This window comes from Marivirga harenae, assembly GCF_030534335.1.
Classification (GTDB): domain Bacteria; phylum Bacteroidota; class Bacteroidia; order Cytophagales; family Cyclobacteriaceae; genus Marivirga; species Marivirga harenae.
Map to the genome: position 1 here is coordinate 2,802,611 of NZ_CP130565.1, position 17,978 is coordinate 2,820,588.

Consider the following 17,978-nt stretch of genomic DNA (forward strand, 5'->3'; position numbering starts at 1 on the left):
GTTTTGATTGATAAAAATGATTGGTACTAATCATTTTGTGTAATTTGCTATGCAATTCGATGCATAATTTTTAATTACCAACTCTAGTCCAAATCCTCATTTCTTTACTACTTTAGCAATTCATAGATTTAAAATACATGTCATTAAAAGAAATACTAGTAGGCTTTGGGAATGCAATGTGGGGAACGCCCCTTCTCTTGTTATTGATGGGCGGAGGATTATTTTTCCTTATTTATTCTCGTTTTCTTCCATTTCGATATTTTAAACATGCTGTTCAAATCCTAAGAGGAAAGTATGACGGTGAAAAAAGCGAGGGAGATATTAATCACTATCAGGCGCTTTCAACTGCATTAGCCGCTACAGTAGGGATGGGAAATATTAGTGGAGTTGCTGTTGCTATTACAATGGGAGGTCCAGGTGCAATTTTCTGGATGTGGGTAAGTGCCTTTGTGGGTATGGCTACAAAATTTTTCACTTGTACTTTGGCGGTTATGTTTAGAGGTAAAGATTCTTTAGGGAATTTACAAGGAGGCCCTATGTATGTAATCCGTGAAGGTTTGGGTAAAAAATGGCAACCCTTGGCAGTTTTATTTTGTGTGGCAGGTATGTTTGGGACAATTCCAAGCTTCCAATCCAATCAACTAACAGCAGCTATAGGAGAGGGACTATTGTTGCCATTAGGTATTGAACTGACTTTTGGAATCAAATTAACAATTGGAATTATTTTGGCCATTATTGTGGCGCTGGTGATTTTGGGAGGCATTAAAAGAATTGGAAATGTAGCTGGAAGAATGGTTCCTATGATGGTAGGGATTTATGTAGTAGCCGTAATAGCTATTTTAGCATTGAATTATGAATTAGTACCCCAATATTTGAAACTTATTTTTGTAGATGCTTTCACAGCTAATTCAGTTTTAGGAGGAGCAGTTGGTGCTATTGTGGTTGCAGGTGCCAGAAGAGCCGCTTTTTCAAATGAAGCAGGAATAGGAACAGCTCCGATGGCACATGGTGCAGCCAAAACGAACGAACCGGTTCGTGAAGGTTTGGTGGCGATGATGGGACCAGCCATTGATACTATCATAGTTTGTACTATGACTGCTTTGGCTATTTTGATAACAGGCATATGGCAAGACCATACTGAAGGTATAAGCGGAGTGACGCTTACAATTAAAGCCTTCGATGATTCTCTCTGGGGGGGTAGATATTTGTTGGTACTGGCATTATTTATTTTTGCGATTACATCTCTTTTCAGCTATTCCTATTATGGAGGAAAATGCTTTGCTTATTTGTTTGGTGCTCAGCACATCCGCTGGTATCAATATTTTTATATCGGAATGGTAATCTGGGGATCCATAGCTTCTTTAGGTGCAGTAATAGGTCTGATTGATGGTATGTACGCACTGATGGCTTTTCCTACTATGATTTCGGCATTTATCCTGGCACCTAAGGTCATGAAAGCGGCCAAAGTTTATTTTGCGAAAAGTGATTTACAATAAATGATTAAGTTAAGGCAGTTTTCAGTTTCGAATTAACGGTCGAAATAATTCAAAATCGAACTTGCTAAAGATTCCAAAGGCTGTTTTTTGATCAACTACAATGTGACTAATTCTGCCGCTAGTCATTTTCTTGTTTCTTTTAAAATTTGCGATCGTTGATAAAACGATACCGCCTACCCCTTTATACAGAGCCTCTCTTTCAAGCTTCGTAAATTTTTCTTGTTCCAAAATAGGAGCCAGAGTCTTTCCTGTATGTTGATAATATAATCTATTATCAGGCCTAACGCTTAAAACAGCATCAGATTTAAATAGCGTTAATGTATCTATAGCTTCATCAATAGTTTCTGCTTCCAAAAATGGGAATTCGATAGAGATTGTCATGACAGCATCATAATTTCTGCCATTGTGCTCTTCATAATCTATTGATTGTTGAATAGTATCGTTCAAGCTTTGATTTTTATCAGCATAAGCTTTTGGTCTTTCGATAATAATGATTTTCTCATTTCCATTGAACTTCTCAACAGCATGCCTTAAAATGTCCTCATCTGCGCTGGAAATCACTAAATGACTGAGTTTGTTACTTGCTAAACAAGCTTGGACTTTCCTTTCTAATAGACTTCTACCTTCAATTTCAAAAAGTGGAAGATTAATGTTATCGATGAAAGTGTTTCTCACTGGAATGATTCCTAAAGTTGATGGAGATTTGAAGTTTTCATCTACAAATACTGATTTGATTTGCTTACGGGTTTTTAAGATTTTATCCTCATTAGTAGTCAAGTTTTGTCCATGCCGTCTATAGGAGAATAGGGGCTCGTTTATGTTACTTACTTTATGATGAGTGATGAATTTGATCCAAAGATCATAACCATCTTGGCACGTAAAGCTTTCGTTGTATCCGCCCAATGATTTTAAAAACTCAAGGCGAATCATTGTACAAGCACCGTGCGCAGGTTGGTCGTACAGAGATACTTCTTTCTCGAAATTATGACGTTGTTCTAATCCCGTACGGTTTCCATCTGCATCTACATAATAGTAGTCAGGAAAAACTAGGCCCAATCTAGCATCTTTTTCCAATGCAAGGCTCATTTTTTCTAGTGCTGTTTTTTCCAAGAAATCATCAGCATCTAAACGCATCAAGTATTGACCATTTGCGGCACGCATCGCTACGTTATTGGTAATATTCAGCCCTTTGTTTTGCTGATAAATTATAGAGATTTGGTCCTGTCCTCTGTAGTTTTCGATAATAGCTTTACTATCATCAGTAGATCCATCATCAATTATGAAAAGCTCAAAGTCTTTCATTGATTGCGCTAAAACACTTTCAATGGCTGTTTGAATGTACTTTTCATAATTGAAATTGGTTATATATACAGTAACTAATGGACGATTTCCCATAGTGATTTATGATTTAAACGGGACCCCAGCCAGCGTAATTCCGTCTGAAAATATATTTTCATCTACAAATTGTTGTAATTCCATTTGAACAGAGCCGGTTTTGGTGAAAGCATCATAAGCACCAGTTTTTGTAGATATTTGCATTAATGTCTCGTAAACATCCATTCCGTAGTACCAAACTGCTGCTGGTTTGAACTTGTTTTTGTAATACAACTCTGATGCTGAAGCATCTGTGAATGCCATAATGTGCCCCATAGGGTCTAAATGCCTAATGACGGTATCAGTTGATAATTGCTGTATGGCACTACTCAGTGAATGCCATCTTGGAAGTTTTGAAATTACCATACCCGCATCGCTCTTGGATACGATATCATAAGCTTTCTCCAATATCGCAGATGGATTTGGAGTGTGTTCTAATAATCCCCAAAAAGTCACGATATCATAACCATCATAATCGCTTTCTATTTTGAGGAAGTCTCTGCTATCAAGATCAATACCCCAGATTTCCTTCGAAAAATCACGACTTGACTGGCTTAATTCAATGCCGTCAGCGGCTATTCCTTCTCTCCGACAAGCTTCCACAAAATGTCCAGCGCCTGAACCAACATCTAGGATTTTTTTAGGCTTTCGTCCATGGGCTTTTTCAAAAACTTCCATAGTCCATTTTAACCAGGGAACTGCAATAGCATTTAATCGTGATTCGGCAGCGGTTTTATCAGTATAAGTAGCTGCATATGTGATATCATTAAGGTAGAAGCCTTCAATTGCGCTTTTTGACGGTCTTTCTAGCACATATACATGTGTGCAATTATTACACATGGCATATTTCGCCCCATAGATATTAGTTTTTAATTCTGTATTTTGCGAGGATTCACTACAAACAGGGCAAGCTTCTACTGGCTCTGTGTTTTCAGGCTTATAAATATCAGTTCGGCTTTCCTTATAGTAAGCTTGATTTTTTTTAAGTTTTTCAACGATATTTTTTTTCAATGCTAGAAGATCTGTTTTTTTACCTAAATAAGTATCTACTTCAAACTGTTCGGCAGCATCTTTTTCAGTTCTTATCCACTGTTCTTGATTTCTTTCCCCTTTTTTTGACATTGGGGTCAATCTCATCCAATCCATAATTTTTATTTATGTGGGTTATTCAAAATAATCCCAACTTAATTTCTGATATTTTTCTAAATCTTGTAATGCTTTTTTACCAATTAATTGGTCGTATTCCCTAGCATCAATTCCATGAAATGGTCTTAATACTGTTAAGTCTTTTTCACTTAAAATTTCTCCTTTTTTAATGTCTTTTAATGGATACACCGCCCTTCGAAATGATTTGTCGTGCCCATTATTTATTTCAATTGGCAAGGCTTTCTTTTCTGAGGCACCTTTCAAGGTATTGATTAATTTAATTTTCTGAATTAATTCCTGCACCTCGTCTTTGGTAAGCGATACTTTATGATCCCTGAAAGTTTTGCCAGTTCTATCGTCTGTAAAATGAAATTCCAACACTTCAGCACCCATAGCAACTGCAATTTCCATAGCATAATTACCTTCTGTATGATCTGAATATCCAACGGCACAATTTAATAATTCCTTAAAGCGATGCATCACATTTAAATTGGCATCAGAATTATTGATAGGGTACATAGAAGTACATTGCAAAACCGCTATGTTTTCTTCGTTTTTGTAGAAGTCATTTTGTTGCCTTAAAAAGTCAATGGCTTCTACCACTTCCTTCTCGCTTGCTAATCCAGTTGAAATCAAAATAGGCTTTTGATATTTTGCTAATTCCCTCAACATCGGGTATGCAGTCAAATCACCAGAACCCACTTTGAAAAAATCCATATAAGGATTTATCCACTCCAATGCATCAAAATTCCATACTGAGGCAGTATAGCCCACTTTTTGATTATGGCACATTTCTGCTAATTCAATATGTTGCTCTGGATTTAACTCAAATTTTTTGAAATGCTGGTTTCGGTCAGGACTTTCCAGTTTACTTACCAATCCATCGCCTGTGTATATTTGAAATTTTACATAATCAGCACCAGAATCAATTGCTAATTGGGTTAGTTTTTTGGCATATTCAAAATTACCTTCATGATTACCGCCAATTTCTGCAATTAACAACGGGCCGTGCTTTCCCTTCCAATTATTCTGCATTCAAATACATTTTTGTTATAGCCTTCCAATCATAAGTAAAATGAGGATTGTCCATATTTTTTATGATTGAACTTACAAAGTTAAAATCATTTTGGGTATCTACCGCCATTTTTAAACCTTTTGCTTCTTCCATTTCTTTATTTTTGAAGAAATGAAACTTACCCAGATTTTCATTCTCATAAAAATATAGTGTAACATGCTCTCGATGAGATTCTTCTTTAAATTTTTTGATTTGCTGCTGATAAAATGAAGAAGAAACTACTTCCACGCTCATGCCTGTTGGGAACGTTCTGCCTTTTACGTTGGATACAAAGTCGTAATTATTTTCCAATGCTAAATCAATTGCTTTATCTACCAATTGTGCATCCGTAAAAATATTATCACCATTTATTCTCACCCCATAATCAAAATTGAAATGTTGCAAGCAATCTGCAAATCTTTGGCTTACATTTTTCAAATCACCTTTAAAATATGGGATATTGTGCTTTTCACAATATTCAACTATTGGCTCATCGGTAACTTGGTTTGAAGTGGCAATCACTATGTTTTTATGGTAGTTGGATTGTTGCAACCTTTCAAGAATGTAAGCGAGCAATGGTTTTCCATTGATTTCTTTTAATATTTTCCCTGGCAATCTGGAAGAATTAAATCGGCAAATGACTATAATCCCTACTTTCATTTTCTTTCACTGATTTTCTTAGCTGGAATTCCACCAAAGATTTCATTACTTTTTATATGCCCTGATACTACTGCTCCTGCGGCAATTACTGCCCCATCTTCAATGGTAGTTCCTTTTAAAATTTTTGCTCCAGTTCCAATCCAAACATCATTGCCAATGGAAACTGGATCCGTGACATTTGGCTGTTGGTTGATAAGTGTTCCTTTTTTTGCAGTGTGATCACTATCCACTATATAAACAAATGGAGCAATCAGGCAATCATCTCCAATTTTGATGTTTTCTGAGGCAAAAATAAAGGTATGAAATCCAACGGTAGCGTTTTTACCTATGCTAATTTTAGCCGTTTCATTGCAAGCACAAATGCGACTTCCTTCTTTTAAAACTGCATAATTATCAATAGAAATGTTTTTAGGAAAACGCTGTAATTCTACATTTTTATCAAAGAAAACCTGTTCTCCTAAAAAGCCAATTCGCTTTCTTTCTTGGAATGATCGCCAACGGTTTTTCCAAGTAAACTTCAAATGTTTTCTTAACTGACTAGCCATTTTGTTGCTGATTCACAAAATCTAAAGGGAAAATTGATTCCCAATCCTGCTTATTTAATTTTTCCTCAATATGGTGTTTTTTGTAGAATTCATCCATAGTCTTCCAATATTCTTTTCTCCTGCTTTCAAAGCCGGTTAAATTCATGCTCTCAAAAACATAAATCGTCTTTCTAAAATAGGGCAGCTTGGCAAATATGTTTTTATTGAAAAAATATTTACCAAAATGCATTAAAAAGTATAGCCTTAGATGACGGAGGTTAAGTTTGGGTTTTGATTCCCCAGGTTCAATTTTATTTAAAGTTTTAATTAAAAAATAGAGCGCTCGCAAATGATTTTTACCATCTGCATAACCTATGGTATCATGAATTAAAAATGCTCTGTTTTTTTGGAGCTCAGGCCGACTAAATATTTTGATGTCTTGAGTAATGTAGTATTCATCGATTACCTCTTGAAGTTCTGTGTAATTAGAAACCTTTGGAGAGCCAATATGAAGGTTGTTTCTAGGGAAATCGGTTCCATCATTAATTAAAATAGTTTGTTTTCCTAACATCCAGCCTTCTAATGATGTGGTGGTCTCAAATCCCATCCAAAAATCCGATACATTGATAAGGTCATGTATTTGCTCTTTATGCCAAAAATACAATACATTGTCATAGTCCAGTAACTCATTCATTTCGTTTGGCCCTTCGGATAAATCAGATTCAAATGCTTCTTTGGGATGTCTTTTAAAAACGAATAGAATGTCAGGATTATTTTCAATGGCTAGCTTCAGTATGTCTCGAACATATACTCTGTATTTTTTCACCCATTCGAAACGTTTTTCTTTATCATTTGGGAAAATATGGTTTAATGCAACATCCTTATGAGCGCTGTATATCTTTCCAAATCCCCAACCAGCGTAGCCAATAATTTTGGTGTATTTTTCTTTGTTATATTTTTTTAGAAAAACATCTCTTTGCATGAATTTTCCATAAACATATCGGTCAAATCCTGTTGCGCCAGTCAATACAATTTTCTCCTTTTGCTCATTTGGAGCTATTTTCTTTATAAATTCTTGCGTTCTTTCAGACCAACATGTAACCCATTCTTGATAAAAGAATTGATCTTTATTGTACCCCCAATATGGAAAGCTTCCATCTGTTCTAAAATTACCTTCTGATTCTAAGGCAAAAACCTTAATTCCGCATTGGTAGGCATATTTTGCTATTTCAAAATACATATGATGCCCTTTTGCGTTTGGTAAAATAATTAAATCTGGTTTTTCTATTTTAATCTTATGGATATCCCATATAAACAATACTGTAAGTTCACAATTAATAGCCTTTTCCAAGCCGTATAAAACAGGAAGTACTATTTCTGTATCCCTGCCCACAGCTTTATCAAGAAAACAAAATATCTTTAACTTTTTGGGCTTATTGTTCATGGATTTCATTCAGGTAATGAGATATCTTTTGCGTTTGTTGTTTATTGGAGTATGTCTCTATTTCTTTTTTATCCACATTTATTGCGTTAGGTTTTTGAATCAAATCTTCAATAAAATTCCTAATTCCTTTTATATCTTCATATTCAAAACTACTTCCAATTTTACACTTATTAATAATTTTGGAGGCATCGCCATTGGATTTCCCTAAGCATAGAATGGGATTGTACGTACGTAAATATTCATATAATTTACCTGGTAATCTACCCTCTGCATTATCAGCTTTATTTAAAGGTAATAATAGTAGATGGGCATTCATTGCTAATTGTAAAGATCGTTTTCTTGATATTATTCCTTTGTAAATTACTTCGATTTTTGAGTTGTCGTTCAACTCCTTCTGTACCTGTTGATCAACTTGCCCAGCAAGTATAATTCTAATTTTCCTATTAGTTTCAATTTTCGATAATTCGTCAATTAATCCTACAGGGTTTCTATCAATTCCTAGTAAACCAATATGGACTATATCAAAATATTCATCATTTTGATTTTTCTCTAAGGATTTGAAATCGTCCTCATCATAGCCATAATAAATCACATCCACGTTTTTTGCTCCAATTGACTCCAGTTCTTTTTTCCAAGTAGGGCTGGCTATGGTGATTTTTTTTGCTTGCTGAAAAATACCCTGCTCCATTATTGAATGTATTTTATCAGCAAATTTTGTAATATACATCATCTGGTAATAATCAGCTTGTGTCCATGGGTCTTGAAAATCAGCTAACCAAGGAATTTCTAAATCTTTTGATAGAAAGTAAGCAATTCGGTTATTGGTATGTGGGGGACCATCAGAGAATATTGCATCAACAGGATTAACCTTCAGATATTTTTTTAAATATTTCACTGAAGGATTAATCCAAAGACTTCTAGCATCTGGAATAAAGAAATTTCCCCTAATCCAAATGCCTAATTTGTCTAAGAAGTTTTGCTTTTTATCACGAACCTGCACTATGGAATTCAATGCGTCTTCTTTTTTTCTTCTGGTAAGCCATTTAAAAACTTTAAATGGTTCAATTATAGGCTGTTTCAAAATGGTAATCCCTTTGGGGATATCATCATATCCTCCCTCATCATAATAAGGGTAATGGGCATTTTCAGCAGTATAAATTACTGGCTCCCAACCAAATTCTCTTAAATATTTAGCGATTTTTAATGACCTTAATACACTTATCCCTCCAGACGGTGGCCAATAATAAGTAATGATCAATACTTTTTTCATAAGGATTTCCTAATCTGATAAGCTAACCCTCCAATTAATAAAATAAAGATCACAATTGAACTTCCCAACATCACCTTGTTACCGATAAAGTAAGCATCTGGCTTAAAGTCAAATCTAATTTCATGATTGCCAGACGGGATTTCCAAGCCTCTTAAAACATAATTTACTTGAAGGATATCAGTTTCTTTACCATCAATATATGCTTTCCATCCTTTGGGATAATAAATTTCTGAAAACACTGCTAAACCATTTGAATTATTATTACTGGTGTAAATTAATTCGTTTGGAGCATAAGAAATCAGTTCTATTTCACCTTTTGAAATTACCTCCTGCGATAAATCAAATCGATCAGTATTGACAACTGCTTCTTGCTTTGTATTTATATTTCCCAATTTTTCGATTTCTTCATCCGGATTTGAAACTGTTTTAACCTCTTCTACAAACCATGCATTTCCATTTGCTTGCTGATTTGGGATTACTTGTCCAGCTTGGTTACCGAATTTGATATATTTTGTATTGAGCATGTTGATGATCCCGAAATTGGATAAGTCAGAATCACCACTTCGTAATTTTTCCACCATTATGCTCATCTCATTTTGCAAATGATTTTCTATCAAATCTTGATATCTCCTCATTTTCGCCCCGTGATAACCGCCAACGGAGGAATGATAATAAGAGGTACGAGCTTCATTGAATGGGTTGTTGAGATTTAACATCCTGTAATGTCCGTCATCTTGCAAAATTCTTTTATCTGCTTCGGTTTTAGTTATCAATTCACCTCTATTTTCCTTTACAAAGTTATCTTCATTTAAGTATCTTTTTGAAACTGGAATTAAATCAATTGCTATAACTGCCACTACTAATCCGATTGCAAGACCATCTTTGAGTTTATTTTCTTTCCAAAAATAAAGAATCCCCCCTGTTGCGATGATAAAAAAGAAAGAACGGAAAGCATCAGTTCTTAACATAGATGCCCTTTGTTCTCTAATCAAATCCACTAACCAAGGTTGATCACCTAACTGCGCATCTACTGCTCCACGGAATCCCATCATAAAGGAGCCTATTACGAATAACAAACATAAACCTGCAGCTATTGCTATTGTAGTCAAAAACTGTTTTTTTACCTTAGGCCAATTAGCATTTCTCAATTCCTTGATTCCTAAGAAACCTAAAAGAGGCATACATAAAAAAGGCATAGCCACAGTCATGGAGACTGCGCGAAATTTATTGTAGCCAGGGAAATAATCAAACATAAAGTAGTTGAACACTTCAAAGTTTTTTCCCCAAGAAAGAATGATGCCTAGTGCTGATGCAGTAACTAGCCACCATTTAATTGGACCTTTGACAAAAATTATTCCCAGTATAAATAAGAATATAATAATAGCTCCCATATAATAGGGGCCACTAGTGAAAGGCTGATCCCCCCAATAGGTTGGAACATTTTTCACAAAGGACCGGATTTGTCCAGTTCCAGCGCCTCTGGATTGTAATCCTTTTGCTAAATCTGAATCCGTTGATATTTCTTCTTGACTAGCTCCTCCAAAAAAATTAGGGATTAAAAAAGTAAAAGGTTCCATTATTCCATTACTCCATGCAAAAGCATAACTTCGATCTAATCCACCTGAGGATTCAGTATTTGAACTTAATTCTGCTTCTCCTCTAATTGAATATTTCCCGTATTCATAAGCAGTCCAAACTTTACCAAGATTCGCACCCAAACCAAGCAATACGGCAATAGCCAGAACTCCAATAGCTTTTCCAAAATCAGGCAAGGTTTTATTTTTGATGGCGGCTATTAATTGTAAGAGTCCAAATACTAAAACTACCAATAATAAATAATAGGTGATTTGAAGATGGTTAGAACGGATTTCTAATGCCATCGTGAGCGCTGTAATTATAAAAGCCCATAAATACTTCTTTTGAAAGGCTAGGACAATTCCTGCCAATACAGCTGGCATCCAACTAATAGCGGCTACTTTCCAAATGTGGCCTGCTTCCACTGAAATCAGAAAAAAGCTATTGAGCCCGTATGCCAATCCTCCTCCTATTGCTAAATATGGGTTCACTTTAAAAACTAAAAGCAGTATATAAAATGACAACATTGCAATAAATGTATGGCTAGCTGGGGTAGGGATTATTTTTTCTATAGTTCTAGGGATATATTTCAGTAACTCCCCTGACCATTGAACATTGATCAAATAAGCAGGCATTCCACTGAACATGCTGTTGGTCCATAATGCTTCCTCACCTGTCTGTTCGCGAAATTCGTTTATTTCCTGATTGGCACTTTTCCCTTGAATAACATCATTTTGATTGAGTTCCTGATTTTCCATAAAGATGGGCCAATACATAAATATATTTATGATTATGAATATGACAACGGCAACAATATGAGGCGTGAAATTTTTAATGTTCATTTTACAATGGTTTTTGGAAATACAATTATAGTTATTTCTTTATCCCGTACCAAGATGATAACTTTGAAAGCCTTTAATTTAAAGCCTTATTACTTGATTTAGATAATTTAATCTATTTGATTAACTTGTAATTATACTTTTTATTCAATTCAAAATATTTTAAAAATGAAACTACTTTTCCTGCTTCCAATTTTTATTTTTAGCCTTTTATCATGTCAGGCCCAAATCCCTGATAAAGAAGGTCAGATTGCTGCTGCTGTGCAAGCAGCTCCACCAGAAAAACAGGCAGGGGCTACTGTTTATGGTTTTGATAAAGATGGTAATAAGGTTCTTTTGCGAGAAGGAACAAACGAGCAAATTTGCATAGCAGATGATCCCAATAAAGAAGGGTTTAGTGTTGCTTGTTATCATAAAGATCTTCATCCATTTATGAAAAGAGGAGATGAATTAAGAGCGGAAGGCAAAAGACCTGATGCAATCTTTGAGATTAGAGAAAAAGAGGCGAAATCTGGTGAACTAAAAATGCCTGAAAATCCAACTACTCTTCATGTTTTATCAGGAAAAGAGGGGAAATATAATGTTGAGACTGGTAAAGTTGACAATGCTAATTTGCGATATGTTGTTTATATTCCGTTTGCCACAGCAGAATCAACCGGCTTGCCAATCCGACCCTTGGTACCCGGTGGTGCATGGATTATGAACCCTGGAACTCATCGAGCACATATTATGATTACACCTCCGAATGATTGATAAGTACTGTTTCCAATTTAGGAAGCAGACCTAGCACTAATTGAACTATTTATAATTGTGGATTAAGTGTATAAACAATATTTCAAGACAAATAATAATGCTTTTAGTATTAAATGAAGCTAATGAAATATCTCGACCACTTCTGAGGAACTCGGAAAGGCGGGAGGGGGGAGAGTTTAGCGGGCCTGCTTGCTCAGACAAGCCAGCGTTGGAGTTGTGCGTAGGTGCATTAAACTTTCTTGATTTTTTCTATCTTTTTTATCAAGAAAAAAGATTGGAAGAAACTTAAAGCCATATGCCTGGACTGCTACAGTATTGGTATTATAATTCTATGGCATTGTAGAAAATATTTGTAAAATTTAATCTTCAAGGTGATAAAAAACCTTTGAAAATTTTAGCAAAAAAAAGGTTGAGTTTTGAATAACTCAACCTTTTCTATTTTTAAATTAGAACTAAAATTATCCTTTATATGTCACTTTATAAATCAGTCCTCTTAAGTCATCTGATATTAGCATTTCGCCTTTATCATTTAATATAACATCCACAGGTCTGCCCCAAGCATCTTGCTCTTCGTGATTTAACCAACCGTCTATGAAAGTTTCATAAGTAGGTTCACCGGCATCAGTGTTGCTCACCATCTGAATTCGATAGCCTATTTTTTTAGAACGATTCCAACTACCGTGCTCTGCTATGAAAATTTGGTTTATATATTTTTCAGGAAATAAATCAGCAGTATAGAACTTGATTCCCAGTGGGGCTACGTGAGGGCCAAGGTTTCTGTAAGGCTTTTTAAATTCATCACAGTCTCTCAAGCCTCCAAACTCAGGATCAGGTATGTCACCTCCATGGCAAAAAGGATAGCCAAAATGCTGTCCTTTTTCTGTGGCAACATTAAGTTCACATGGAGGTATATTATCACCCATCATATCTCTGCCATTATCAGTGAAGTATAAATCCTGAGTTTCAGGATGCCAGGTAAAACCTACTGAATTTCTAACTCCCTCTGCGTATACCTCCATTTCAGTGCCATCAGGATTCATTCGAGTAATGCTGGCATAAATGGGTTTATCAGGGTTATTGCAAATATTGCATGGCGCACCAACTGGTACATACAATTTTCCATCAGGGCCAAAAGCAATATATTTCCAACCGTGATGCTTGTCTGTTGGATAATCGTCAAAAATCACCTCGTAAACCGGGCTTTCTAAATTGTTCTCAATGTCTGAAAACTTTAAGATTCTGTTTACCTCAGCCACGTACAAATCACCATCTTTAAAGGCAACTCCATTTGGCATATTTAAGCTGTCAGCCAAAATATATTTTTTATCTGCTATTCCATCTCCATCGGTGTCTTGCACCGCATAAACTTTATCTTCTCCTCTGTTCCCAACAAACAAAGTTCCATTTTCAGATAATGCCATTGAGCGTGCATTTTCAACTTCAGCATAAATAGAAATTTCAAATCCTTCTGGTAAGTTTAGTGTAGATAATAAACTATCATTAACGGCTCTTAATGAGTCTATTTGTACTGTCTTTTTTATTTCAGTCTCTGATACATTTGTTTTTTCTTCAGTATTACCTCCACAGGCATATATGAGTACAAGTGATAATACAGTTAAAACAACTTTTATTTTTCTCATGAATGTAAGTTTTATTTTTTTTGATTATTTATAAATTTCGTCTGCTAATTAATTCCTTAGTTTCGGGTTTGTTAAACTTCTTCCTCCTCAGACATCAATTTCTCCAAAATCTGACTTGCTGCTTTCGCAATATTTGTACCCGGACCAAATACGGCACTTACTCCAGCATCATACAAGTAATCATAGTCTTTTGGCGGAATTACACCTCCTGCAATTACCATAATATCTTCTCTGCCAATCCTTTTAAGTTCGTTGATCAATTTAGGAATTAGCATTTTATGTCCGGCTGCTAAACTTGATGCCCCCACAATATGCACATCATTTTCAGCTGCTTGCATGGCTGATTCTTCTGGGGTTTGGAAAAGTGGCCCAATGTCCACATCAAAGCCTAAATCAGCAAAGCTGGTAGCAATTACTTTAGCACCTCTGTCATGTCCATCTTGTCCCATTTTTGCTATTAATATTCTAGGTCTTCTACCTTCTAATTGTGCAAATTGATTAGCTAGTTTTTGAGCTTTTTTAAAGTCATCACTGTTTCCAGCTTCACCAGAATAAACTCCCTGAATAGAGCGGATTGTAGCTTTATGTCTTCCAAATGATTCTTCCATCGCATCTGATATTTCTCCCAAAGTGGCTCTTTTTCTTGCCGCCTCAACAGCAAATTCCAATAAGTTACCTTTTCCGGTTTTAGCACATTCAGCTAAATCCTCTAAAGCCTTTTGAGCTGCTTTTGCATTTCTGTCGGCTTTTAACTTTTCTAATCGTTTTACTTGAGATTTCAAAACCGCTGTATTATCAACCTCTCGTAATTCTATATCACTTTCCTCTTCAGTTCTATAGCGATTAATCCCTACAATTACTTCACGACCCGAATCAATGCCCGCCTGCTTTCTGGCCGAAGCTTCCTCTATTCTCATTTTAGGCAATCCAGATTCAATGGCTTTGGTCATGCCGCCCATTTCCTCAACTTCTTCAATCAATTTCCAAGCCTTTTTAACAAGCTGATCAGTAAGGAATTCTACATAATATGAGCCTCCCCAAGGATCAACGGTTTTAGTAATCTGAGTTTCATGTTGCAAAAACAATTGTGTATTACGCGCTATTCTTGCTGAGAAATCAGTAGGTAAAGCAATAGCTTCATCCAAAGCATTAGTATGTAAAGATTGTGTATGTCCAAGTGCAGCCGCTTTTGCTTCAATATAAGTCCTTGCCACATTATTGTAAGGGTCTTGCTCTGTCAAGCTGTAGCCGGAAGTTTGGCTGTGAGTCCTTAAGGCCAAAGATTTAGGGTTTTCAGGATTAAATTGTTTGACAATTTTCGCCCACAATAGTCTTCCAGCTCTCATTTTGGCAATTTCCATAAAATGATTCATACCAATAGCCCAGAAGAAGGATAGGCGGGGAGCAAATTCATCTATTTTTAACCCTGATTTTAAACCTGCCCTGATATATTCTAATCCGTCAGCTAAAGTATATGCCAATTCCAAATCAGCAGTAGCACCCGCTTCATGCATATGGTAGCCACTGATACTGATAGAATTGAATTTGGGCATATTCTTACTACTATATTCAAAAATATCGGAAATAATTTTCATAGAAGGCTTCGGTGGATATATGTAAGTATTCCTGACCATAAATTCCTTCAAGATATCATTTTGAATGGTTCCTGAAAGTTGCTCAGGTTTCACACCCTGTTCCTCCGCAGCCACAATGTAAAAGGCCATAACCGGGATTACGGCACCATTCATGGTCATTGAAACTGACATCTTATCTAGGGGTATTTGGTCGAACAGAATTTTCATGTCCAAAATGCTGTCAATTGCCACTCCCGCTTTTCCTACATCTCCTTCTACTCTTGGATGATCTGAGTCATATCCTCTATGAGTGGCTAAATCAAAAGCTACGGAAAGCCCTTTTTGTCCAGCGGCAAGATTTTTTCGATAGAATTCATTGGATTCTTCTGCAGTGGAAAAACCTGCATATTGACGGATAGTCCAAGGTCTTTGTACGTACATGGTGCTGTAGGGGCCTCTTAAATAAGGTGCTTTTCCAGCTATAAATCCAATATGCTCAGCATCTTTAATAGTGGAAGCATCAATTATGGGCGGAACCGAAATGCTCTCTGCAGTTTTCCAATCTGCTCTTGAATCGGGCTTGCTTTCAGCTTTATCAGTATTTATTGTTTTTATTCGTGAAAAATCAGGTTTCATATGTTAATGATTTCTGTTTAGTTGCCACAAGTTGTCCCGTATTTATCGGGATGGAATTCGCAATAAATATTCTTCAGGCAGTAAATTTAAATTCGCTCTTGAATATTTATCGTCATTTCATATCAGCGCTATTCCTAAGTCTTTTAATAATTGGTCTAAAAATTTCTTTGTATCAGCATTTCTATTGATACAAGCATACAAACCGGAATCTTGTAATTCGGCTTCGTTTGGCTCCTGGCCAGCTATCAAAACTAATCCCTTCTGTTTAGCAATAAACTTTGACAAATTTTTAGGAGTTTCGGCATAACACAAGACAATGATCTTGGCCTTCTTATCCATTGACGTTTCTTCATCTAAATCTTTAATAATTTTTTCAGAAGAAATGCCAATTCCTGCTATTCCTAAAAAACTGTATGCAAAATCTGATTTTGCTTTGCTAATTGCATCAGTGCCGAGCAAAACTATTTGAGCCATTGGTCGAGCATTCTCACCTTTTTCTTCAACTAGTTTTTCCACTCGGTATCGCATATGTTCGATTGTAGAGGTAAGTCTTTTAGCCTCCAGACTTTTGCCACTTTCTTCAGTATCTAGATAGGCACTGATTTTTTCTCCTATTAGCTGATAAGTATTGGCACCTACCATCAAATTTTTGCGAGCCCATAAGTTTTGTTCTGCTTTCGCTGCATCAGTATCAATGATTTGATGAATATTCCCATTCTCAAAATGATGGTCATAGGAACCATCTTCTTCAAGTTCTAGGAATAATTTCCACGAAGCAGAAGATATTTCTTTAATGAGAGTTTCAATATAATAACTCCCCTTGCTTGGGTCCACAATCTTATCTAAATGAGATTCTTCTTTTAATATGTTTGATATGTTTAAGGCAATTCTTTTAAAGGTGGGACTGGATGGTTTTCCTGCTGATTCATCATGCGGCTGAACCCAAAGACTCGTGCATCCACCCATTACTGAAGCCATGGCCTCATTGGTATTGCGTAAAAGGTTAACGTTAAAATCTAAAGCCGATTTTGTCCTAATACTAGTGTTACAATGAATGAAAATATCATCAGGTCCAATTTTGCTATTATAAGCTTCAGCTATTTTTAAAAGATTAAACTTAAATGCTTTTAATTTTGCAATCTCAAAAAAGTAATTGCTGCCTACCGCAAAAGAAAAAATTGTAGATTTCAATATTTTGTTGAGTTCTAGTTTTAAATCAGTTAATTTATCAAAGAACTCAACTGATTTTGCTAGCAATAACCCCAACTCATTAGTAATATTGGATCCTGAATTATGAAATAAGTTACTGCTGATACATAACGGCTTGAAATCTGGGTATTCATCCGAATGTCGGATTAGCTCTGCAATGTTTTCGAAATCTTTAGCATTAATCCCTATAATTCCAGCATCTCGTCCTTCTATAATGTCGCAATGATAAAAACCGCTTATTTTTTTGCTATCGATACCGTGAGCACTTATGTAATTCAAATATTGAGAAATCAAGGAGTAAAAAGGATCATTTGATTCAAATGAAATCATGCAGTACTCTGGCTGTATATCTTTTAATAATGTATCTAGATTAATGTCGGCTTTTTCAATCACAAAAATAATTCCTTCAGCCCCTCCATTTAATGCTTCCAATGCAGATAGATTAGCCTCTTTTTCGGACTTGACCACTACCTTTGATTGGTTGGCCCAATAACGGGCTGGTAGAGCATCGTTGAACTTTTGTACCTGGTTTTGAATGTTAACTTTTGAGTCCTCCGAAGTATCTTTATGATAAAACGGTTTAATAGAAATGCCCTCTGGAGTTTTGGTGATCAGATTTTCAAAAGGTTTGTCTTTTAATTCCTTTAGAATTTGATTTTTCCAGTCTATCGCAGAACTTTTATCAAAATCTTCAAATAATTTTGTATTACTCATTTTCAATTTTGTCGTTTCAATAGTTAAAGTTAACACTTTTCATTCTAGCAATAAACGATAAATTTATAAA

Annotated in this window: 13 protein-coding genes; 2 read left to right on the forward strand and 11 right to left on the reverse strand. The window is 35.6% G+C overall.

Annotated features, from left to right (window positions below):
- The first annotated feature begins 137 nt into the window (after positions 1 to 137).
- Positions 138 to 1,496: an alanine/glycine:cation symporter family protein gene (locus tag Q3Y49_RS12120; protein ID WP_303268478.1), complete on the forward strand. Its 1,359-nt coding sequence runs from the start codon at positions 138 to 140 to the stop codon at positions 1,494 to 1,496.
- A gap of 21 nt (positions 1,497 to 1,517) precedes the next feature.
- On the opposite strand, the gene Q3Y49_RS12125 is transcribed toward Q3Y49_RS12120, so the two are convergent.
- From Q3Y49_RS12125 to Q3Y49_RS12160, 8 genes are read right to left on the reverse strand one after another with little or no spacing between them, the layout of a single operon-like run.
- The gene (locus Q3Y49_RS12125) at positions 1,518 to 2,891 is read right to left on the reverse strand and encodes a glycosyltransferase (protein WP_303268479.1); all 1,374 of its coding nucleotides are present in this window, start codon (positions 2,889 to 2,891) and stop codon (positions 1,518 to 1,520) included.
- A 6-nt stretch (positions 2,892 to 2,897) separates the two neighbouring features.
- Entirely contained in the window at positions 2,898 to 4,016 is a 1,119-nt protein-coding gene (locus Q3Y49_RS12130) for a class I SAM-dependent methyltransferase (RefSeq protein WP_303268480.1), read from the reverse strand.
- A gap of 18 nt (positions 4,017 to 4,034) precedes the next feature.
- Positions 4,035 to 5,051, reverse strand: a complete 1,017-nt coding sequence (locus Q3Y49_RS12135; RefSeq protein ID WP_303268481.1) for an N-acetylneuraminate synthase family protein — start codon at positions 5,049 to 5,051, stop codon at positions 4,035 to 4,037.
- Complete coding sequence (locus Q3Y49_RS12140; protein ID WP_303268482.1) at positions 5,041 to 5,730, reverse strand: cytidylyltransferase domain-containing protein; 690 nt, start codon at positions 5,728 to 5,730, stop codon at positions 5,041 to 5,043. The genes Q3Y49_RS12135 and Q3Y49_RS12140 overlap by 11 nt, the downstream gene beginning before the upstream one ends.
- Positions 5,727 to 6,275 (reverse strand): acyltransferase, encoded by a 549-nt coding sequence (locus Q3Y49_RS12145; protein WP_303268483.1) that lies wholly within the window; start codon positions 6,273 to 6,275, stop codon positions 5,727 to 5,729. The genes Q3Y49_RS12140 and Q3Y49_RS12145 overlap by 4 nt, the downstream gene beginning before the upstream one ends.
- Positions 6,268 to 7,698: a BFO_1060 family glycosyltransferase gene (locus Q3Y49_RS12150; protein ID WP_303268484.1), complete on the reverse strand. Its 1,431-nt coding sequence runs from the start codon at positions 7,696 to 7,698 to the stop codon at positions 6,268 to 6,270. The genes Q3Y49_RS12145 and Q3Y49_RS12150 overlap by 8 nt, the downstream gene beginning before the upstream one ends.
- Positions 7,688 to 8,968, reverse strand: a complete 1,281-nt coding sequence (locus Q3Y49_RS12155) for a glycosyltransferase family protein (protein ID WP_303268485.1) — start codon at positions 8,966 to 8,968, stop codon at positions 7,688 to 7,690. The genes Q3Y49_RS12150 and Q3Y49_RS12155 overlap by 11 nt, the downstream gene beginning before the upstream one ends.
- Positions 8,965 to 11,385, reverse strand: a complete 2,421-nt coding sequence (locus tag Q3Y49_RS12160; protein ID WP_303268487.1) for a YfhO family protein — start codon at positions 11,383 to 11,385, stop codon at positions 8,965 to 8,967. Before Q3Y49_RS12160 ends, Q3Y49_RS12155 begins: the two co-directional genes overlap by 4 nt.
- Positions 11,386 to 11,550: 165 nt before the next feature.
- Here Q3Y49_RS12160 and Q3Y49_RS12165 point away from each other — a divergent pair, with 165 nt between their 5' ends.
- Positions 11,551 to 12,135, forward strand: a complete 585-nt coding sequence (locus Q3Y49_RS12165) for a hypothetical protein (RefSeq protein ID WP_303268488.1) — start codon at positions 11,551 to 11,553, stop codon at positions 12,133 to 12,135.
- A gap of 458 nt (positions 12,136 to 12,593) precedes the next feature.
- Here the strand turns inward: Q3Y49_RS12165 and Q3Y49_RS12170 are convergent, their stop codons facing one another.
- From Q3Y49_RS12170 to Q3Y49_RS12180, 3 genes are all read right to left on the reverse strand, one after another.
- The gene (locus Q3Y49_RS12170; RefSeq protein ID WP_303268490.1) at positions 12,594 to 13,775 is read right to left on the reverse strand and encodes a PQQ-dependent sugar dehydrogenase; all 1,182 of its coding nucleotides are present in this window, start codon (positions 13,773 to 13,775) and stop codon (positions 12,594 to 12,596) included.
- 71 nt (positions 13,776 to 13,846) lie between these two features.
- Positions 13,847 to 15,985 carry a methylmalonyl-CoA mutase gene (scpA, locus tag Q3Y49_RS12175; protein WP_303268492.1) on the reverse strand — a complete coding sequence of 713 codons (2,139 nt, stop codon included), beginning with the start codon at positions 15,983 to 15,985 and terminating at the stop codon, positions 13,847 to 13,849.
- Between the two features lie 117 nt (positions 15,986 to 16,102).
- Complete coding sequence (locus Q3Y49_RS12180; protein ID WP_303268494.1) at positions 16,103 to 17,908, reverse strand: methylmalonyl-CoA mutase family protein; 1,806 nt, start codon at positions 17,906 to 17,908, stop codon at positions 16,103 to 16,105.
- Between the last annotated feature and the right edge of the window lie 70 nt (positions 17,909 to 17,978).